Annotated in this window: 20 protein-coding genes; 11 read left to right on the top strand and 9 right to left on the bottom strand. The window is 49.9% G+C overall.

The features are described from left to right. The first annotated feature begins 84 nt into the window (after window positions 1–84). The 5 genes from IEX02_RS03720 (at window position 85) to IEX02_RS03700 (ending at window position 3,416) form a co-directional block, all read left to right on the top strand. Complete coding sequence (locus IEX02_RS03720; RefSeq protein ID WP_188690434.1) at window positions 85–864, top strand: MipA/OmpV family protein; 780 nt, start codon at window positions 85–87, stop codon at window positions 862–864. After that, the gene (locus IEX02_RS03715; protein ID WP_188690431.1) at window positions 864–1,514 is read left to right on the top strand and encodes a hypothetical protein; all 651 of its coding nucleotides are present in this window, start codon (window positions 864–866) and stop codon (window positions 1,512–1,514) included. Before IEX02_RS03720 ends, IEX02_RS03715 begins: the two co-directional genes overlap by 1 nt. A 70-nt stretch (window positions 1,515–1,584) precedes the next feature. Then, window positions 1,585–2,220 carry an energy transducer TonB gene (locus IEX02_RS03710; RefSeq protein WP_188690428.1) on the top strand — a complete coding sequence of 212 codons (636 nt, stop codon included), beginning with the start codon at window positions 1,585–1,587 and terminating at the stop codon, window positions 2,218–2,220. Window positions 2,221–2,287: 67 nt separating this feature from the next. Then, a complete protein-coding gene (locus tag IEX02_RS03705; RefSeq protein WP_229702032.1) occupies window positions 2,288–2,851 on the top strand; it encodes an RNA polymerase sigma factor in 564 nt (187 codons plus the stop codon). After that, a complete protein-coding gene (locus tag IEX02_RS03700; protein ID WP_188690424.1) occupies window positions 2,841–3,416 on the top strand; it encodes a hypothetical protein in 576 nt (191 codons plus the stop codon). The genes IEX02_RS03705 and IEX02_RS03700 overlap by 11 nt, the downstream gene beginning before the upstream one ends. Before the next feature lie 160 nt (window positions 3,417–3,576). Here IEX02_RS03700 and folE read toward each other — a convergent pair whose 3' ends face one another. Next, window positions 3,577–4,131, bottom strand: a complete 555-nt coding sequence (folE, locus tag IEX02_RS03695; RefSeq protein ID WP_188690422.1) for a GTP cyclohydrolase I FolE — start codon at window positions 4,129–4,131, stop codon at window positions 3,577–3,579. 186 nt (window positions 4,132–4,317) lie between these two features. Here folE and IEX02_RS03690 point away from each other — a divergent pair, with 186 nt between their 5' ends. Further along, a complete protein-coding gene (locus IEX02_RS03690; RefSeq protein ID WP_308422481.1) occupies window positions 4,318–5,058 on the top strand; it encodes a DUF2982 domain-containing protein in 741 nt (246 codons plus the stop codon). A 3-nt stretch (window positions 5,059–5,061) separates the two neighbouring features. Here the strand turns inward: IEX02_RS03690 and IEX02_RS03685 are convergent, their stop codons facing one another. Further along, a complete protein-coding gene (locus IEX02_RS03685) occupies window positions 5,062–8,193 on the bottom strand; it encodes a hybrid sensor histidine kinase/response regulator (protein ID WP_188690419.1) in 3,132 nt (1,043 codons plus the stop codon). A gap of 200 nt (window positions 8,194–8,393) precedes the next feature. Between IEX02_RS03685 and parC the strand changes: the two genes are divergently transcribed. Next, window positions 8,394–10,712 carry a DNA topoisomerase IV subunit A gene (gene parC, locus IEX02_RS03680; protein ID WP_188690414.1) on the top strand — a complete coding sequence of 773 codons (2,319 nt, stop codon included), beginning with the start codon at window positions 8,394–8,396 and terminating at the stop codon, window positions 10,710–10,712. On the opposite strand, the gene IEX02_RS03675 is transcribed toward parC, so the two are convergent. Continuing rightward, a complete protein-coding gene (locus IEX02_RS03675) occupies window positions 10,709–11,707 on the bottom strand; it encodes a YeiH family protein (protein WP_188690411.1) in 999 nt (332 codons plus the stop codon). The two genes, parC and IEX02_RS03675, sit on opposite strands and share 4 nt — an antisense overlap. A gap of 92 nt (window positions 11,708–11,799) precedes the next feature. Between IEX02_RS03675 and IEX02_RS03670 the strand changes: the two genes are divergently transcribed. Next, a complete protein-coding gene (locus IEX02_RS03670; RefSeq protein ID WP_188690408.1) occupies window positions 11,800–12,684 on the top strand; it encodes a LysR family transcriptional regulator in 885 nt (294 codons plus the stop codon). 34 nt (window positions 12,685–12,718) lie between these two features. On the opposite strand, the gene IEX02_RS03665 is transcribed toward IEX02_RS03670, so the two are convergent. Further along, on the bottom strand, window positions 12,719–13,867 hold the full coding sequence (locus tag IEX02_RS03665) for an HD domain-containing phosphohydrolase (protein WP_188690405.1): 1,149 nt from the start codon (window positions 13,865–13,867) through the stop codon (window positions 12,719–12,721). 209 nt (window positions 13,868–14,076) lie between these two features. On the opposite strand from IEX02_RS03665, the gene IEX02_RS03660 reads away from it, so the two are divergent. Continuing rightward, complete coding sequence (locus tag IEX02_RS03660) at window positions 14,077–14,802, top strand: 1-acylglycerol-3-phosphate O-acyltransferase (RefSeq protein ID WP_188690402.1); 726 nt, start codon at window positions 14,077–14,079, stop codon at window positions 14,800–14,802. A 66-nt stretch (window positions 14,803–14,868) separates the two neighbouring features. Next, on the top strand, window positions 14,869–15,216 hold the full coding sequence (rraB, locus tag IEX02_RS03655) for a ribonuclease E inhibitor RraB (protein WP_188690400.1): 348 nt from the start codon (window positions 14,869–14,871) through the stop codon (window positions 15,214–15,216). Between the two features lie 29 nt (window positions 15,217–15,245). Here the strand turns inward: rraB and IEX02_RS03650 are convergent, their stop codons facing one another. The 3 genes from IEX02_RS03650 to IEX02_RS03640 all read right to left on the bottom strand — a co-directional run bounded on the left by IEX02_RS03650 (window position 15,246) and on the right by IEX02_RS03640 (window position 16,772). Continuing rightward, window positions 15,246–15,437 carry a hypothetical protein gene (locus IEX02_RS03650; protein WP_188690395.1) on the bottom strand — a complete coding sequence of 64 codons (192 nt, stop codon included), beginning with the start codon at window positions 15,435–15,437 and terminating at the stop codon, window positions 15,246–15,248. A gap of 79 nt (window positions 15,438–15,516) precedes the next feature. After that, window positions 15,517–15,672 (bottom strand): type II toxin-antitoxin system antitoxin, encoded by a 156-nt coding sequence (locus IEX02_RS03645; protein WP_505625237.1) that lies wholly within the window; start codon window positions 15,670–15,672, stop codon window positions 15,517–15,519. A gap of 245 nt (window positions 15,673–15,917) precedes the next feature. After that, window positions 15,918–16,772 carry an SPFH domain-containing protein gene (locus tag IEX02_RS03640; RefSeq protein ID WP_229702029.1) on the bottom strand — a complete coding sequence of 285 codons (855 nt, stop codon included), beginning with the start codon at window positions 16,770–16,772 and terminating at the stop codon, window positions 15,918–15,920. Window positions 16,773–16,891: 119 nt separating this feature from the next. Here IEX02_RS03640 and IEX02_RS03635 point away from each other — a divergent pair, with 119 nt between their 5' ends. Next, the gene (locus IEX02_RS03635) at window positions 16,892–17,449 is read left to right on the top strand and encodes a lipid-binding SYLF domain-containing protein (protein WP_188690393.1); all 558 of its coding nucleotides are present in this window, start codon (window positions 16,892–16,894) and stop codon (window positions 17,447–17,449) included. Here IEX02_RS03635 and IEX02_RS03630 read toward each other — a convergent pair. Further along, window positions 17,446–18,975, bottom strand: a complete 1,530-nt coding sequence (locus IEX02_RS03630) for a sensor domain-containing diguanylate cyclase (protein WP_188690390.1) — start codon at window positions 18,973–18,975, stop codon at window positions 17,446–17,448. The genes IEX02_RS03635 and IEX02_RS03630 overlap by 4 nt on opposite strands. Beyond that, window positions 18,944–20,116 carry a WD40 repeat domain-containing protein gene (locus tag IEX02_RS03625; protein ID WP_188690388.1) on the bottom strand — a complete coding sequence of 391 codons (1,173 nt, stop codon included), beginning with the start codon at window positions 20,114–20,116 and terminating at the stop codon, window positions 18,944–18,946. Before IEX02_RS03625 ends, IEX02_RS03630 begins: the two co-directional genes overlap by 32 nt. Between the last annotated feature and the right edge of the window lie 504 nt (window positions 20,117–20,620).

Genomic DNA, 20,620 nt, shown 5'->3' with positions numbered 1-20,620 from the left:
GACTTGCGGCCATGACATTTGTCACATGAAGCCCTTCTATGCTCTCGCTAAGCTGCGCATAGTTTAATCAAGGAGTGTAACGCGATGAGGAGCTTTTATTATTGGTGCAATCTGCTGTTGCTGCTGATCTATTCAGGTTGGGTGCAGGCCGATGAGGGCTGGACGTTGGAATTTGGTGGCGGGCTGGCGGTTTATGATACCCCCTGGGTGGATATGCCCATTCAATACATCACCTTACCTTACATTAACGCTGAATACGGGCGCTGGCAGCTTGGTGTGAAGCATGGCTTATTCCAGTACAGTCTGAGTGGCGATAACTGGCCAGTTACGCTGTCTGCTGGGCTCAATTACCGGGATGAGACCTATGACAGTGTGTTTAGCTTCAATGATGAGTTATCAGAGGATCCCATATTCACTGGTTATAAATCACCGGATGGTGAAGTGACCGCGCAGGTAAATGTTGCCTGGCAACACCTATCCGCGTCGGTTAGTCAGGATGTCACAGGCAACTCCTCAGGTGCAGCCGTTGACCTGTCTTACATGCACCCCCTTTATCAGGGCGAACGTGGTGTGCAGTTGCTAGTTGGCGGCGGGGTGCGTTGGCTGAGCGAGAAGTACAGCGACTATTTGTATGGTATCTCTGGCAGCAACATAGACCCACAATACGGCCGACTTGCCTATCAGGCCGAAGCGGCCACCAATTACCAGTTGTCTATGCAATTTATCTATCCCTTTAGCCGGCAGTGGAGTGTCAGCGCCCGGGCCAGCTATGAATGGCTGGATAAAACTATCGAGAACAGCCCGTTGGTGGATAAATCCGCTACAGGCAAGGTGATGGTGTTTTTCACCTACAGGAAAATGTGATGGATAGAATAATCGCAATATTGCTGGCAATCATATTGTCTGCTTGTTCCAGTGAGGACGTGGAGACCGCTAACTTTGGCAGTGACTACTACAAGAGTGACTATCAACTGGTGAATGCAACCCACCTTGAGCTGGACTTTTATATGGCCAATGCTGCCTTAGATGGTGATGAGCGGGAGCCCTTTAAAGACAAGTACAAGGTAGCGCATATTACTCAGGAGCAAGCCAGTCAACAGATCAGTCATGAACATAATGCCGGGCGCAAAGTCAGTTTCTATGTGCATGCCCCTTATGCAGATAAGACCGGATACCGGGAGACTCATAAAGTAAAGCGGGACAGGCACTATTTGTGGTTGGCTTGGATGTCAGGCGAGGCCTTGTCCCACAGTCTGTTTGACAGGTATGAGTCAAACCGAGAGGGCTATATCAGGGTCAGGCTATTTGCGACGGATACCGCTTTGCAGGCCAACAACAGCGGACAAACTATGGCCCTGACCATAGGCAAAGCCTCGGAGTTTATCTCAGTGGATCAATGCAATGGCGGCCTGCAAGTGAATGGGACTGCTATCAATCTGTGTGATGCCTCATTTGGTCGCAGTTACTTATTGGTGGTTAGTGCTGAAGGTCGGGTTAGTCTGGCGCTGCAATAATTTTCAGATGATTTAACCCCTTTTGGCTTTGCAGAGCGTTTTATCTATGTCATCACATTGGAGGAACGCCATGCAAAGCCACGTTGTTTTTATTCATCCCCTTCAAGTTGCGCTTAGGGCGCTGAGTGTCACATTACTGGCCAGTGTTATCACACTTGCTCTGTTCGTAGTAATGGATCTGTTGACTCGCGTAGAGCATCAGGATGTTACAGAAGCTTCCCCTGGGGTTTTGATAGATGCGATTTTTGAGCCTGAGCCACAAATCACCCAGGAGAAAAAGCCACTGCCACCCCCTCCAGAGCATAAAGCCATGCCTAAACTGACTACCTTGGCACCTATGAATGACGATACACAGCTGGGGATTGGTGACTTTGTGCCCGATGTGAATTTGGGGAGTGAACTGGGGGAAATACCTATATTTAATGCATCAGAAGGGCAAGCGACCCCTATGGTGAGGTTCGACCCTAACTATCCCATGGATGCGCTGCGTGATGGCATTGAAGGCTGGGTTAAGCTGGCCTTTGATATTGACCCCAGTGGTAAAGTGGAGAATGTGAGAGTACTGGAGTCCAGCCCGGCCAGAATATTTGACCGCGAAGCCAGGCGGGCGTTGTTACGCTGGAAATACAAGCCACAGATTCAAAATGGTCAGGCTATGACGCAGCCCAATCAGGTTGTGCTGTTAAGTTTCAATCTGAACCAATAAGCTTAGTGTAACGGCTGTAAATCATGTGCGTCCGGTGTAGGACGTACATTTGTCGGCAAGGAGAGATATGACGCTAACAATCGCAATCAAATCCTTATTGCATATAGAGCTCAGTAACGAAGAATTAATGAGCCGCTACGTGCTAAGTGGTGAGGCGGCTTTGCTGGCCAGGCTTTATGACAACTGTGCCAGGGATTTGTATCACTTTTTGTTAACACTGTCTGAGCCAGATTTAGCCGCAGATATTGCGCAAAAAGCCTGGCTGAAGGTGATGGAAAAGCGTCATCTGTATCACAGTAACGGTCAGTTCAAAGCCTGGTTATTTACCCTGGCGCGTAATCTGTTAATGGATGAATATCGTCGAACTCAGCGTTATCCCGTGTTGGAAGAGAGTGACATCTGCGATGAAGGTTCTCCAAGCTGCTCCGATGGGGACATACTACCAGCCTTTTCACATGCTCTGGATAACTTACCTTTCTATCAAAGAGAGGCCTTTGTGTTGTATCAAGAAGGATTCGGTGTACAGGATATAGCTCAGATCACCGGGGAAAATCAGCAAACCATCAAAAGCCGTCTTCGCTATGCCAAACAGCAGCTTCGTCAACGATTAGGAGAGCATCGTGAACAATGATGAGCAATTAAAAGCGCTTTATCAGCAACGTAAATCCCAGACGAAGCCCCCTCACTCAACGCGTCAGCTTCTGTTGGCTAAAGCAAGGGCTGAACAAGTTAAGCCCAGCTACAACTTGTGGAATTGGACGTTGGGCGTGAGCTTATGTGCCGCGTTATTGGTGCTATTTCAATATGTCGGTTTGTTTCATCAACAATGGCAACCTACATATGAGGTTATCCAGGTGCATCGTTGGCACGAAGAAAGTCAAACTGAAGAGTTGGCAGCCGTGTTGGCTGAGAAGGCCCGAATTGAACATGCCGATAATTACGCGCGCTATCTACAAGGTCAGCAAATAGTGACGGCGCATCACAAAAGATTGGCCAGATTAGTTAATACCGAGGACGGTTGGGGGCTGCAAACCTGTGATCAGGAATTAGTGCTGTTAACCGCTCAGCTGGTGGAACAGTTACTTAACAGCCGTAGGCTGGAGCAGCAGCTGAAAAAAGGCGATGAGGTGGAAATTGCTTATGACGCCGCCGGCCGAATCCTGACCATTAAACCTGCCAGCAAATTAAGTTGCTGAGGTTTTTAGTAAGTGAGGTGTTTCTTTGAGTATTGAGCGGGGAATGCTTTGCAACCCGCTCTGTTGGTATCTCAAGCGCGAGCCGTTAAGACAAAGATGCATCAAAATCAGCAACTTGAGCTCTCAGACCGTCGACTGTTGAGAGCTCAGTATTCTGGCGTTACTTTCCTATCAAGCGCAGGAATTCATCACGGGTGGCCTGAGACTTACGCAGGCTGCCCAGCATTACCGAGGTGACCATGGAGGAGTTTTGCTTTTGCACGCCACGCATCATCATGCACATGTGTTTGCCTTCCATAATGACGCCCACACCTTTGGCCCCTGTTACTTCCTGAACCGCTTCAGCGATCTGTTTGGTCAGGCCTTCCTGGATTTGCAGGCGACGGGCAAACATATCTACGATACGGGCAAACTTGGATAACCCCAATACCTTGCCTTCCGGCAGATAAGCGATATGGCAACGACCAATAAATGGCAGCATATGATGTTCACACAAGGAGTAAAACTCGATGTCTTGCACTACGACCATTTCGTCGGTATTGGATTCGAAAATGGCGCCATTAACGACTTCATCCAGTGTTTTGTGGTAACCATCAGTGAGAAACTGCATGGCCTTGGCCGCACGCTTGGGGGTGTCCACTAATCCTTCACGGCTGACATCTTCACCGAGAAGTGTGATGATCTGCTGGTAGTGGCTGTTCAATTGGTCTGACATCAATTTATCTCGTTACTATTGATGGCCTTAATACGCGCAGAACGTCACTTTGGATCCTCGCGTTGAATATGCCACCCGGAAAATTGTCGGAGTATAACGTAATCATGGTCTTGGGTCAGGAATTTGTGCTATGACAAAAAGAAAGCCCGGCGGCTGGCGGTCACTTTGGAACACTGATTGTGTAAGGTGTCGGCAGATACGTGCCGCGTTGATTTGGGGAGTGCTTATGTACTTATTGTTGATGTGGTGGTGGCACTAGTGATGGAAATAATACAGATTCGGGCGGGGGCTAAGCGTAATGGTTTTAGTCTGTGCTTATTTGGTATCGCCGGATTGTTTTTGTCAGCCTTATGGCTGATGTGGTTGCCGGATTGGTTGAAGCTGGCCGGGATTTTTCTGACCAGTGCCTCTTTGGTGACTATTTTGATTGGTTGGCTGAAAGTACGTGAGCCCGTGTTTAGTTTTGAACTCACCCGTAAGGAGCTGAAGTATCTGCATCGGTTTGGCAGTTGGCGGCTGGAATGGAGCAATATTCAACGGGTTGGTATACCGCGTGTCAGACGGGGCTTAACCCATCAGGATATGGAGTTGGTGGGGATTAGGTTAAAGGATTATGAGCCATTGCTAGCGGTGATATCGCCGCGCCTGGCCAGTAATATTTTGATGCAGCAGCGGCCACTGTTGTTGCAGGGCGAAGACTGTCAGACTGGTCAGTGCTACAGCGAAACCCTGCTGGAGAAAGACCGTTTTAAAGGCGCTAGTGGCAAAGAATACCGGGGGATAGTAGCGATGTTTGCCAACCGTATGATCCGTATCCGTGAGGTCTTGGGATATGACTTGTTTGTGTTCGCCTCCGAATTGGACAGATCACAAGAGGAATTTGTCGCTCTGCTTAATGCCTGCCAGCAGCAAGCAGTTAATCAGTAACACTTAGTGGGCCGGCGTATTGGATTGGCCTTGGCTTTCACCTTGCAGGAATGCCAACCCCTGTTCTTCTACTTGCAGGCATTCCTGGTTGAATCTGTCCATTAAGGTCTGAGCTTCGATAATGTGATCAGTTTTCAGATGCTCTTCCAGTTCCTGACACAGGGCTTTGAGTTTGGGAACACCGGTATAACAGCAAGCACCATGCAGCTTATGCACCAAATACTGCAACTGTGGCTGGTTTTCTGACTGTGCTGCCGCCTTTATCTGGCTATGCATAGCCGGTAACTGCTGGATAAAGGCATCCAGCATTTGTCTGGCATGATGAGGATTGTCATTGGCCAATTGCATGGCCTGACCCCAGTCCAGACTTTCTTGTGATATGGGTTGGCACCAGCGTTTAATCAACTTAATCAGGTCGTCAAAATTGATTGGCTTAGGCAGATAGTCATCCATGCCGGAATTAAGCAGTTTTTCCTTCTCCTCGCGAAACGCGTGCGCCGTTACCGCAATAATGGGCGTGCCGCTGTTTAAGTGAGTTTTGCGAATCATTCGGCTGGCGGCCAGGCCGTCGATGCCCGGCATTTGAACGTCCATCAGGATAAGGTCAAAGGCTTCTTTCTCACAGCGATCAGCAGCATCCTGGCCATTAAAACTCAGTGACAGTTCAACTGGGGAGTCCCGCAGCCAGGTGGCCAGCAATCGCAGGTTAATCTCCATATCATCCACCGCCAATACGCTGGCCTTGGGCAGGCTTTTGAGCTGACGGGTAAAATTATCGTTCTGTATCGGCGTGGGCGGCTGCAATAAATTATCCAGTTTGCCCAGGGTGAGGGGGCGCGCAATACGTCGCTCAAACATCGCTAAGGTCATGTCTTGCTGGCTGGGACGAGGGGCACTGTCCAGCAATACTTTATGTTTGGCGCGCAAAGACTCCAGGGAAGCCAGTTTGGCTTGATAAGTGTGACATTGCGGCTCCGGGCAGGATAAAAACAAATAATCAAAAGTATCGGTTTGGGCGGCCAGAAATGTGAAGCTATCACAACTGGTAACAACGGCCCCCAGGGCCTTAAACATGCGAGCCATGGCCTGACGAGCAGGTGGGTAAGCATCAAAAATAAGTACCTGCTTGCCTTTCCAGCGACTGTAGGGAGACAACGACATTTTTTGGCTGAGTTTATTGACTCTAAGCTTAACAGTAAATTCCGTTCCGGCGCCTTGTTCACTAAACAGCTCAATGCTGCCGCGCATCAGTTTCACCAACTCCTGACAGATGGCCAGGCCCAGGCCGGTGCCTTGGTATTCGCGATTAATGGCACCGTCCAGTTGGGAGAAGGCCGAGAACAGCTTATGTCGGTCTTCGCGACTGATGCCAATGCCAGTGTCTTCAATGGTAAAGACCAATTCGTATAAGCCGTTTTCCTTATCTTCGCCTTTAACGGCCAAACGCACGTGCCCCTGCCGGGTGAACTTGATGGCATTGCCTACCAGATTCGTGAGCACCTGCCGGATTCGGGCGGCATCGCCAATCAGTTTTTTCGGCAAAGGGCTAAGATCGCAGATGAGTTCGAGTCCTTTTGAATGGGCTGAGCGAGCCATTAAGCCCGCCAATTCTTCCAGCAGTTCGGTGGGACAGAAAGGCTCGTTGTTTATTTGCAGCTTGCCCGCTTCAATCTTGGAGAAGTCCAGCACATCATTGATGATATTCAGCAGGTTATTGGCCGAGGCGTTGATGATTCTTACGTGTTCTTGTTTTTCCGTGGGTAGTGGCGTATTGGCCAATTCCTGGCTAAAACCCAATATGGCATTGAGTGGGGTGCGGATCTCGTGGCTCATATTGGCCAGAAACTGTGATTTTATCTTGCTGGCTTGAATGGCTTGCTTGCGGGCAATATCCAGTCTGGCGTTTTGCTCTTCAATAATTTCCATATTATTGCGCAGGTCATTGGTAACTAAATCCACCGAGTGGCTGAGTTGGGTCTGACTTTTTTCCATTAATGCCAATGAGAACAGCACGGTTTCCAAGAAGACGCCCATTTGAAAACAATAGGTGGTAAGGAAGTTACTGGGCAGCCAACCTATCAGCCCTAATAATCCCGCCAGCGCCGTAGTAAGCAGAATACTCCAGGCAAACACAAAGTAACGGGCAGGTTTGAATTGATTGGCGTAACTTTCATAACCGGCGTACAGATAGCTGCTGACCGCCACCATGCTCACCAGATAAACAACAGTGTTTTCAAGATCGGCATCCAGGAAATTACCCAGCGACGCCAGCCCTAGCAGTATTTCTATTACTATTAAGACAATAATGATCCGCCCGGCTTTTGGTGCGTTTTGCCTGGCATCAAGAAAGCTGTAAGTGAAAATGCCTGCGGTTATCGCGATAACTAAAAACAACAGGTCGGTGTGCTGGTTAAGCCATTCTGCAACTGGCGATTGCCAGTAAACCTGAATGTGTCCTCCCCACACAAACTGCCATATCAATACGGTGCTGATGTAGACACAATAGGCCAGTAAACTGGTATCACGCAGGCTGATAAACAAGGTCAGATTGTAAAACAGCAAGACGATTAAGCCACCGTAGAATACCCCCCATAGGATATTCTCCAGTGCCTGTAGTTTTCGATGCAGCGACTCGGCCGACAAGGTCACAGGCACCACACGAGCCTCCCCATCACTCTGAACGCGGATGTACAAATCCAATCGGGTAGCGTAGGGTAGCGTTGCCTCTAAAGAGGGGTAACGAAAAGTCTGACCGGCTTGGTGTTTGCCTTGTTTGCTCTGGGCGATAATCTTGCCCTGCGCAACCAGGTAGATATCAACATGGTCATTTTGTGCGTACTTGATGTCGACCAACCAAACTGGCTGCTGGCTGACATTGCTGAAGCTGGTGGTGAACCACAGCGCGTTATCGGCAAAACCGTAATTGGGGTTGTGCTGAGCCGGCCACTGAAAATCATTTCGCTGGGCCATGACTTGCTCAATGGTTAAACCTCCCTCCTGATCGACCAGAACTCGCATTTGATCGGTCAGGCTGTGCGTTTTCTCTGCATCAATCAGTTGCAAGCTGGCCTGGCCAGCAGCAGACAAGCTGAGCAGCAGACAAAAACACAGCAACAAATATTTGGCCAATCCCATGATTTATGCAGTTGTACAGTGAGTTAAGAGTTCAAGAGGCTTATTTAAGCATTGTCCACAAGGGGATACCAATGTTAAGTTGCCATTATATTGGTGTGTGCAGTACTGCGGTCAATTCCGTTTGGTTAAATTACTGACAACAGCGCAACGCAACGCTACGTCCCATTTCCCGAAGTTAATCTCGTAAAGCAAAAAATTCTATGAGCCAAGAAATCAGTATCAGTGCCGACGGTATAGAGCAGTTGCCTCTAAGGCGTTTTACCGAAGATGCCTACCTGAACTATTCAATGTACGTCATTATGGATCGGGCGCTGCCGCATATTGGTGACGGTCTGAAACCCGTGCAACGTCGCATTGTTTATGCCATGTCTGATTTGGGGCTCAGTGCAACCGCCAAGTATAAGAAGTCAGCTCGTACCGTGGGTGATGTGTTAGGTAAGTTCCACCCCCATGGTGATTCGGCTTGTTATGAGGCCATGGTGCTGATGGCCCAGCCTTTTTCCTATCGCTATCCGCTGGTGGATGGGCAGGGGAACTGGGGGGCACCGGACGATCCCAAGTCTTTTGCCGCCATGCGTTATACCGAAGCGCGACTCTCCCGCTACAGTGAATTATTGCTTAGCGAGTTAGGACAAGGCACGGTTGATTGGGTGCCAAACTTTGATGGCACCCTCAAAGAGCCAAAGGTGCTGCCCGCGCGTCTGCCACATATTCTGATGAATGGCGTAACGGGCATTGCGGTGGGTATGGCCACCGATATCCCGCCTCATAACCTGCGTGAACTGGCCCAGGCCTGTGCGCATTTGCTGGATAATGGCAAAGCACAGGTTGAGGAACTGATGCAGTTTGTACAGGGGCCGGATTATCCCACCGAAGCTGAAATTATTACCCCCAGGGATGAGATTCAAAAGATCTATGAAACCGGCCGCGGCTCTATTAAAGCGCGCGCCGTTTTCGGTGAAGAAAATGGCGAAGTGGTGATAACCGCCTTGCCTCACCAGGCCTCCGGCGGCAAGATTCTGGAGCAGATCGCTGCCCAGATGCAGGCGAAAAAATTGCCCATGGTCAGCGACTTACGTGATGAGTCCGATCATGAGAACCCCACCCGTTTGGTCATTACGCCGCGTTCTAACCGGGTTGATGTTGAACAACTGATGCAACATTTGTTTGCCACCACGGATCTGGAGAAAAGTTACCGGGTTAACCTCAATATGATTGGCCTGGATAACCGTCCTAAAGTGAAGGACCTCAGTAGCATACTCAGTGAGTGGTTGGAGTTTAGACGAGGCACTGTTACCCGCCGTCTGCAGTATCGTCTGGAAAAAGTGTTGGCCAGATTACATATTCTGGAAGGTTTACTGATTGCCTTTTTGAATATTGACGAGGTGATTCACATCATTCGTACCGAGGATGAACCTAAAGCCGTGCTGATGGCCAGATTCGGACTGAGTGATAAGCAAGCCGAAGCCATTCTTGAGCTTAAGTTGCGCCACCTGGCCAAACTGGAAGAGATGAAGATCCGTGGTGAGCAGGATGAACTGGCTGTCGAGCGTGACAAGCTGCAAGCTATTCTGGGTTCCAACACCAAGCTCAAAAATCTGATTAAGAAAGAGATTCTCGCTGATGCTGAGCATTATGGCGACGACCGCCGTTCACCTATCATTGAGCGGGTTGAAGCCAAGGCGCTTTCTGAGAAAGAACTGGTGCCATCGGAAGCCGTGACCATCGTCTTGTCTGAAAAAGGCTGGGCACGTTGTGCCAAGGGGCATGATGTTGATGCGCCTGGCCTTAGCTATAAAGCCGGTGACCAGTACCTGGCGTCGGCTAAAGGGCGGAGTAATCAACAAGCGGTATTCCTGGATTCTTCAGGACGTACCTTTGCCTGCGATGCCCATACCTTGCCTTCTGCCCGCAGTCAGGGCGAGCCTTTAACCGGCCGCTTTAATATTGTCGGTGGAGAAAGCTTCGAGCATGTGGTGATGGGCAACGATGATGAGCAATACCTGTTAGCCTCCGATGCCGGCTATGGCTTTATCGGTAAATTTGCTGACATGGTCAGCAAAAACAAAGCCGGTAAGGCCTATCTGAGTTTACCTATGGCGGCGAAAGTGCTTCCGCCTCAGCATGTTCGTAATCTGCAAAGCGATTGTTGCTTGGCGATTTCCAACGAGGGACGCATGTTGATGTTCCCCCTTAAGGACTTGCCGGAACTGGGCAAAGGAAAAGGGAATAAGATCATCAGTATTCCTTCTACTAAGGCACAGGCCAGAGAAGAATACGTTAAGGTGCTGGCCGTAGTGCCTGAGGGTGCTCAGGTTAAGATCCTGGCTGGGAAAAGGGGCATGACATTAAGTGCCGAGGATCTTAGCCACTTCCAGGGCGAAAGAGGCCGTAGGGGGCATAAGCTGCCCCGGGGTTTGCAGCGTGTGGATGGCATTGAAGTGATCCTGCCTGATAAGGCCAGTGCGCAGGTCGCGGAAAGCGCGGAGCCTGGCACCGAGACCCCAGCACAGGATTAAGTTAACGCCAGGGTTAGTGTTAATCCTCCACCAATCAACAAAACAAACAGCGCCGCCGCCATCACTAAGGGGCGGCGCCCCGCTTTAAGCACATCGGCGATACGAGTATTTAAGCCCAGTGCCAACATTGCCATAGTTAGAATCAGCTCATCGACAAATCTGATCGCCGCGAGGCTTTCATTGGATAACCAGTCCATTGAGCTAATCAGGCTACACAGCAGAAACCCTAAGGCAAACCAAGGAATATGCAGCCGTGAGCCTGGTGCATTTTCGTCAGTCTTCTGAGACCAGCTTAACCACAACAGGAAGGGAGCGAGCAGCATCACCCGCAGCATTTTTTCGATCACGGCCACCTGCTGAACGGGTTCGCTGATGGCCCCTGACGCGGCAGCTACCTGCGCCACTTCATGTACTGTGGCACCAATCAGCAAGCCCAACTGGTGGTCGGTCAGAGACAGGAAGGTATAAGTTAAGGGGTAAAACAGCATCGCCAAGCTGCCAAACAACACCACGCAGCCGATAGCGACCGACACTTTCTCGTCACTGGCTTTGAGTTGTGACTGGCAAGCCAGCACGGCAGCCGCACCGCAAATGGCGCTACCGGCACCCACCAATAGGCTGGTTTGCCTGTCCAGCCCTAATCGTTTTCCCATCCAGAGCGCGGTGCCTATCGTGAGGCTCAGAACCAGGGCTGCTAGCAGCACGCCATTGATGCCGACCTGCTGGATCTGCTCCAGGCTGAGACGAAACCCATATAAGGCGATGGCAAGCCGTAGCAGCGGCCCTTTTGCCCACTGCACTGTTATTGCAAACTTATCTTCTACGCGCTGATAACCACTGTGCCCGATAATGATGCCCAGCAGGATAGCCAACATCAATGGCGAGACCGCAACCCAGCCATGCTGATTCAGGCTGATACACCCCCAACTTGCCAGCCCCAGCAATAACAGGGCGGCAAAGTGACTCGGGCGTGAAAAAGGCAGAGATAACCACATACAACATCTCCTATGGGGAATATGGGTATATCTTAGAACTTAATCTTATATAATAATAATGTATTGAATTTATAAAAATATGAGTTTTAGTTATGCATCTGAATCTGCATTTACTCAGGGTCTTTATGCATGTGGCGGAGTTGGGGAGCTTCTCCCGTGCCGCAGAGCGACTAGCCATCACCCAGCCTGCGGTATCCAAAGCGGTAACCGAGTTAGAGCATCAGCTCGATCTGGCGTTATTGGAACGCACCAGATCTTCCTTGCGAGGACGACGTCAGTGGCAATTGACTGAACATGGTCAGGCATTGCTTGAGCATGCGCGGGGAATTTTTGCCCTGGAGCGCGCGGCGCTGGATGACTTGCAAGCCCGCCTAGATTGTCAGCGCGGCCATCTGCACCTGGGAGCCAGCAGCACTATTGCCGGATATTGGCTAACCGATGTTATGACAACATTCTGTGCCACTTACCCAGATGCACAGTTGAGTTTAGCCTCGGCTAATACCGAGGAAATTTGTCAGGCCCTGTTGGATTGCAGATTGGATCTGGCCCTGGTTGAAGGGCAGGTGAATGACCCTCGCATTGCCACCCGTCATTGGTGCGATGAGCCCCTTAAGTTGGTGTGCCCCGCCGATTGGCAAGTAAACGAAGATAGTCTGAATCAGCACCGCTGGCTTTGGCGGGAGCCAGGTTCGGGAACCCGAAGCTGGATGGAAAGGCATTTGCAGGACGCTGGCATCATACCTAAAGCGAGTCTCGAAATTGGCAATAATGAAGGCATCGCCCGGGCGGTAGCTGCAGGACTGGGTTTATCCATATTGCCGTTAAAGGTATGTGAGGAATTACTGACATTGGGGCGCTTACAAGTGCTTGATATGTCCTGGAGTCGGAACCTGCATCGTCCACTGTTTTTGTTACAACTCAAGCAACGGCCCTTATCTCCGTTGGCGGCACAGTTTCGCCAATTACTTGTGCCATAACATCCTTGTTCAGGACAATATTGCCCGTAAGGGATTATTCCTGCCTGAGTAACAAACTGGCCATTGCCTGATTAAACACTTTTAACCATTCTGGACAAAATTGACCAGGAGCGACTCGGTTAATTTCCATCACCGCACGTTTTTTGGGGCGTTTGGTGTGCGTGTCGTGTGCACGGGCATGGGTTAATGCGTCGAAGGTGTCGATAATGGCCAGCAACTTAGCCCCTTCACAGATGTCAGCATCTTTTAAACCCAGCGGGTAGCCCGAGCCATCCAGGCGTTCATGGTGCTGGATAACGATCTTACGGGCCTCATTCCATTGGTCCAAGTGCTCCAGCAAACGGGCACTCTTATATACATGAGAGCGCATCAGATTGAACTCTGTCTGTTCCAGTGGCGTGGTTTTATGCAACACTTTTAATGGCATAAAGGCCATACCAAAATCGTGTACATAACAGGCCACGGCCAATTGGTTTGGCTCCACCGGATTGCCTTTGAGTTTATTCAGGTACAAGGCCAGGCGGGCGATGCGGTCTCCACGGCCCTGCCAGTATTTGGAGCGGCGCTCCACCGGTTCCATTAATTCTCTGAAGAAGATGATATCCCGGTGCTCATCGTCATCATGATCACCGTGTAAGCCAATATTATCCAGTGCATGACCGCTGTTTTCTTCTTTTGCTGCCGGCAAGGACGCTTCAATGGCAGGCTGGGCATCCAAAGTAGGATCTAATAGCAGCACAGACTCGGCGAGCAGTTTTTCGTGTTCGGCCAGGTTTTCAGGGGTGATACGGGCAATTTGTTTAACCAGTAATTGATAGAGCCCTTCGTCATACTGAGCGCTGCCTGACTGGATACAGCTTTGTACGAACAGTTTTACCCTGTCCATGGTCAGCAGAACCAAGTCACTCATGGTACTGGTGTAGCGAATTTGTCCCTTGCGTAAATAATCCAGCAGGTCTTCCACATGTTGAAGAAGGGGAATCATCGGTGTGAAGTTAACTAGACCCAAGTCACCTTTAATGGTGTGAATTGAGCGAAACAGCGCACGTTGCAGTTCATTATCCTGGGGTTTAATTTCCAGCTCTATTAAGGTCTGTTCGCTGGCCTCGTAGAGTTCATTGATCTCCTCTAGCAGGTCATTGAGGATATCGGTGTCCAGGTCGTCATGTCGGAATGTCTGCATTCTGCTGCCTTACTCTTCGCTTCGCCGGCGAAACTATTTTGAGTGACAGAGTGTAATCTGACTGTGAGAGAGTTTCATCACCTTTAAGGCGGCTTTCGCCGCCTGGCGAGGTATATCAGTCCCGTTATAGGTGTAGATATGACTGATCAGATATCCTCATGGATGAAAAAAGGTATACTCTGCGACCTGATTGATTCTTGGATGTTGCTGTGCTTGCTCTGATTCGCATCCCGCTGGCTCTGCTTTATTTTGTCGTTGTTAATCTGCTTTTGTTGTTGATCTGCCTGGTCAGACCCTTTCATCGTGACAATGTGCACCATGGTGCCCGTTTGTACGCCGGTATTTCCAGATTGCTCGGGGTAAAGGTGGTAGTGCGGGTGGCCGAAGACACAAAAAGTGCCGGTCCCTATGTGTATATTGGCAATCACCAGAATAGCTATGATCTCATTACCATTTGTGCCGCCACTCAACCGGGCACGGTAACTGTGGGTAAGAAAAGCCTGGTATGGGTACCGTTGATGGGACAGATGTATTGGCTATCCGGCAACATTCTGATTGACCGACTGAACAGCAGTAAAGCCAGCAGTACCCTCAAACAAACTATTCGTAAGATAAAAGAGCGACGGATTTCCGTATGGATATTCCCTGAAGGTACGCGAAGCAATGGGCGCGGGTTACTGCCCTTTAAGACAGGTGCTTTTCGTATTGCGCGGGAAACCAACGAGCCGGTTCGTATGATCTGCGCCAGTGAATTGCACAACAAAATCAAATGGAATCGCTGGAACAACGGTGTGGTGCTGGTGGATGTTACCGCCCCCGTTGCATTGGATGACAGCCGGGATTTGAAAGGATGGACGCAGTATTTTCATCAGCAAATGCAAGACAAGATTGACCAGCTGAACAAAGAAGTGGCAGAGCTGGAAGCTAAATCCTGATGATGATTGGCGTTGATGCAAAAGCAGGCTAGACTGCGGGCAATTTACGACTGATGGGACAAAATAATGAGTGCTGAACTTAACGAATGGTATGAATTCAATCAGGAAACCATTGAAGCGCTGCTAAATGATGGCAGTAATGCAGAATTACCGCATTCCATTGAGTATCATTTTGCCAGCGACAACTTTGACCGCCTGGAAAAGGCCGCTGTAGATGCATTTAAGGCCGGCTTTGAAGTGGGTGATGCCGAAGAGCTGGTGCTGGATGATGGTGGCACCTTGTTTTGTTTTGACGCTGTGATTGAACGTCCTTTGACACTAGAGGTGATCAACAAAGACACCGACACACTGCTGGCGATTGCCGATAAGCATCAGGTGCACTACGACGGCTGGGGAACCTACTTCGTAGAATAATCGCCCCGGGCCGCGTTGAGAAGTCACTTTCAGTGAATTCCCGCGGCTTGTATCGCTGAAAACTCTGCGTAATTCTGTACCTGCTTGGCAACGTCCTGTCCTTGGGCCTGCGCCAACAAAGCGGCCATGGCATCCATAATATCCAGGAATTGAATCAGCTGACCTTCATTCAAGGTAACAGATAAGGTTTCAATGTTATTGATCAGGGTTTTAGTGGTCATGGCAGACTCCGTCAAAATTCTGTTGTAAGACGTTGAATGCCGTTGATGATTCAAGAGCCGTGCCAAGTAAGGGGCGTGACTATTTATCTTGTGGGTCATCCGCTGAGGTTGCTTCCACCTGCGTAATAACCTTTTGCACGATTTTTACCCTGCCCTGACGTACCAGCGCATCGCGAAGCACATACTCAATTTGGGCATTCAGGCTACGCAGTTCATCGTCAGCCCAGCGCTGCATCGCGGCAAGGACGTCGGCATTAATGCGAAGTGGGTAGGCTTTCTTGGACAAACTTATACCTTACTCATCGAGTCGTTACTGAGGCTGCACCAAGCGATACAGGCGCAGGGGGCTGTATGCTGTCGTTATTTTCAAACTGATGCAACGCCAAAGGAGTCATTATAGCGTCGGATATCGTTAAATCTGGCTTTATGTGCACTGATTCGACGGTGGTAAGTGTGGTTACCACCGTCAGCACACTCAGGCTAGTAAAGGCTGCCAGCATTGATCACCGGTTGCGTATGTTTATCGCCACATAGCACGACCAACAGATTGCTGACCATCGCTGCTTTACGCTCTTCATCCAGCTCTACGACGTCTTTTTCCTGCAGTTTATCCAGCGCCATTTCGACCATACCGACCGCGCCTTCAACAATACGAGTGCGTGCTGCGACAATGGCACTGGCCTGTTGACGTTGCAGCATGGCGCTGGCGATTTCCGGCGCATAGGCCAGGTGGCTAATTCTCGCTTCGTGTACCGTCACCCCGGCTCTATCCAGACGATCCTGAATCTCTTGTTTAAGGGTCTCTGAAATGGTTTGTGGATGGCTGCGCAGGGCAATAGCATCTTCCTCCTGCGGATCGTAAGGGTAGGAGCTCGCCATATTACGCAGGGCCGATTCGCTCTGAATATTGACAAAGCTCTCGTAATCATCAACTTCAAATACGGCTTCGGCACTGTCGCTGACAGACCACACCACGATAGTGGCAATCTCGATAGGGTTACCCTGATTATCGTTCACCTTAATCTTACCGCTTTCGAAGTTGCGGATACGCAGTGACACAGTGCGGCGGTTAAAAAATGGAATGGTCCAGCGCAGACCATTCTTTTTGACTGTACCTACGTAAGCACCGAATAAGGTCATAACCTTCGCCTGATTGGGTTGTACCTTCATAAAGCCTGCTAACGCGCCAGCTTCTAAGCCCAGAAATACCAGACTGAGAATGGGCAGAGTATCGGTCAACTGACCAAGAGGAACCACAGTGATAGCCGCCACCACAAGTAAAACGGCTAACACCAGGTAGCCATTAATGGAAAATCCGGTTTTTTCTTTCATCATAACCAAGTAAGTGTGATATCAAAGTGATATCAATTTAGTTTGTATGGAGTCTGCTTGCAAGTTTTTTTCTGCTGCTTATGCTGTTTATTGTTCATTCAACCAAAAAGAGAACTTTAAAGATGATTAAACATATCAGTGTCATGGTTATTGCTCTGCTGTTGGTAGCTTGTGCAAGTAGTGGACAAAAAACCGTAGAACAGCGCCGGGCCGATGTGCAGAAGATGGTGCAGGAAACCGTCTCGTCGGTGCAAAAGCACCAGTCCAATATTCGTCAGAAGATGGCGGCCGCCCCAGGTTATGCGGTGTTTAGTAATGCCAATGTAAATCTCATCTTTGCCAGTTTTTCCGGCGGGTACGGGGTGGCGCACAATAATGCCAATGGCAAGGACACCTATATGAAGATGGGCGAAGCGGGAATTGGCCTTGGGCTGGGCGTGAAAGATTTTCGCGCGGTGTTTATCTTTAAAACCCGCGCCGCTTTTGATCGCTTTGTGGAAAGTGGATGGATGGTGGGTGCACATGCCGACGCAGCGGCTAAGGCCGACGATAAAGGTGCTGCGGCGGCAGCGGAAATTGTGGCCGATGACGTGGAAATCTATCAGTTGACTGAGGCGGGATTAGCCTTACAAGCCACCATCAAAGGTACCAAATACTGGCAGGATGATGCGTTAAATTAATTCTGAGCTTGTGGCCGGTTGCTGTAAATCTGATCGCGACCGGCTTTTTTCGCTTTCAGTAGGTAAGCATCTGCGCGCTCAAAGGCATGCTGAAAATCTTCGTCAGCTTCGAGCTGTACTACCCCAAAGCTGCCGGAAAGGAAGTGGCGGGTGTTTTCTACCTTCACTGCATGTAAAGCCTGGCGCAGTCGTTCAGCTGTTTCACAGGCTTTCTCAAGTGAGGTAGCTGGTAACAACAATAAAAACTCATCGCCGCCAAAGCGACCGAGCAAATCTGATTGGCGTAAGCCTTTCCCTATGGCTTCAGCAACCAAAACCAAGGCATTGTCGCCCGCGGTATGGCCGAATTGGTCATTAATTTGTTTGAAACGGTCTATGTCGAAGACCAGCAGAGAAATCGGCTGTTGATAGCGTTTGGCTCGGGCTACTTCCTGCTCGGCCTGCTCAAAAAAGTGCTGGCGGCTGGCGACTTTCGTCAGGCTGTCACTCAAGGCCAGCTCCCGTAATTGCTTGTTATGTGCCACCAGTACCGGTACCGCCAGGCCGAAGTATGCGCTAGCGGCAATGACACAAATAGCAAACTGATACACCAATGCAAAGTCCATCAGTGACAGGGCCGATACCCACACAGCCGTCAGTGTACTGAATATAGCGAGGCTCAGTGCCGCCCGAAAAGGCGACTCCGTATAGACAATCCACATTTGTGGAATAATCAGAAAGAACATCGCAAAGGACACTTCCGAATAGCGAAAATTAGCTGCCAGCAGCATGGTTAATGTCAGCAATGAGGTGCTGAGCAGCAGTTTACTTAGGAAGCCGTACCAACTTTGATCGCTTTGCTTAAAGTCCAGCCCCCCCAGCCAACCTTCAATCAGAGGGTAACGCCAGCTAAGTAAACCAATAAACAGTGGGGTGAGCACTAGCGTACCGGCCATATCGCCAATCCACCAAGGCAGCCAAATAGCCGAAGCTTCCTGCGAGCTAATTAAACCGCTTCCCGCCAGTACTTGGGTGCCAGCTAGGGCGCCCAGCAGAGACGCAAGAGTGCCAAGGATCAAAAAGCTAAGAATGATTTTTGGCAGGGCATCGCTAAAGGAGCTGCGTATCAACTGCTTCAGTAATGCCGCACCACAATAGTAAGACAGGCTATGGGCGGCGCCAAACAATACGCCTGTGTAGGCGAGTTGTTCCCAGGATTGTTGCATCCGGTATAGATCATCCACCCAAAATGTCGCGATCAGACTGCATAGCATGATGATAGGGACCGCACGCAGTCCCATAATCAGGAACGCGGCAAAGCTGAGTCCTGCAGGAGGAAACCAGATACTAGCGTGTGGGGCATACTCCATTAAGACCGCAAGGCGCCACAATAGTAACCAGGCCCCGCCTAATACCAGGCTGCGAAGCATTTCTCTGCTGTCCAGCAAGTGCTTGCGGGGGACGGTTTTCAATGGGAATTTGCCCGAGGCAGGAGATTCACGCAATAGCTTACCCTTAGGATGCCGACCAATAATAAGCGGTGCCATTGTCGCTGGCACCAAATATGGCGCTGGCGTCAGCACCGATGGCCATGGGCCAATTCATCAGGGACGTAGGAACCTGCCAGCAGGTTTTACCACTTAGCACGTCGATCAGGTAGAAGTTTCCTGGTGTTTCCTGTCCTGATGCTTCAGGCTGACCGTCCGTTGCCGTTACATAGATTGCCTGACTATCCATATTTACGCCAGGGTTAGGATCGTACTGGGTGTTTTTTTGCCATAGCGGTGCTGGCACGCAAGGTAGACGGGCCCCCGACTTTACACAAAACAGGCAGCCGTGGCTTTGCTCGGCAAGGTTAGCCCCACATACCAGGTACACTGAGCCATCATTGCCTTTTTGAATGGCGATGGCGTAAGCAACCGAGAGCATCAAATCCTTTGGTTGATATTGCCAGGCCGGTTGAGCCGGACGCTCAAGACTAAATGCCAGCGCCTGTCCATTGTGGCTGGCCGCTGCCCACCAGGTGCCATCATAAGTGATGGCTACCCGTTGTAAGCCAGCATCGGCCTGGTATAACTCAGGGCACTGCAGTTTGTCGGCCCTGATAGGGAAGTGACCGACAGTGCCTGCCGCTCCCTGTGTCACCTCATAACTGCGGGTGGTCGCTACAACAGCAGTGCGGCCATCCGCACTCAACTGGCAGCTTTGGCAATATTGATCTGTGTAGCTATATTGGTCTGCCAGCTGATACTGGCCATTTTTAAGTATACAGAGCAATAATTTATTGCCAGCAACCGCAATCAGGGTCTCGCCTGTATCTGACAAGGCGACCTGATTGACGCGACTTTGGGTTGGCAAATCCAGCAAACGTTTACCTGTGGTGCTGTCGTAGGCATATAAAAAGCCGCTATTGGTGTCCTGATGGCTAAGAGTGCCGCCAGCTGCTGCATAACGGCCGTTACCGCTTACCGTAACCCAATAGACACCTTGGTAAATATCTTCGCCAATTTTGTCTTGCCATAGCAGCGTACCACTCTGGTCATAGCAACATACCGAGAAATCGCCATTACCGTATTCCTCGGAGGTGCCAAGTACGCACACTTGCCCATTGTTACTAATGGCAGTGGAATTGATCTGATAGCCCGCTTGCGGCTCAGCGGTCCAAACTGGCTGTGCTGAAATTCCCATTCGCTTACTCCTTCTTCCATTGATATAGGCATTATTGCAGCGGTTGAATATGTAGTGAGCTGATTGGATTGAATCAGTATTCATGTAACCGGTCAATTTAAGCACAGGTACAGGACTGATTTTCAACCGTATAGGGTTGAAGAGCCATGGAATTATGTAGCAAGCCCCGATAGCACTACCCGCAGCTAAGAACACAACGTTGGCGCTAGGTGCTGTCGTTGCTGATTTTATGAATAGGGAGTGCAATATTTAAGGCTTGCAGCAAGCGTCTGAGTCATTCAGTAAAGACGTACTTATATTAAACAATTTCGCTGATAGCCAACACCTTGATTACAAGGACTATTCTTTGGAGTAATAGTCAAAATAGAGAGTGGAATCCAGATGAATATAGGGGAATACTGATATCGAACAGCCGTTTGGTATTAGCAAAGCGTAAAATTAGTTTCGCTAATGCGAATTGTATAAAAAATATGCTTTGTATCTCGCGCTGACTGACATTACAAT

It is taken from the genome of Bowmanella pacifica, assembly GCF_014645355.1.
Classification (GTDB): Bacteria; Pseudomonadota; Gammaproteobacteria; order Enterobacterales; family Alteromonadaceae; genus Bowmanella; species Bowmanella pacifica.
This window is presented reverse-complemented; position numbering and strand designations above follow the sequence as displayed.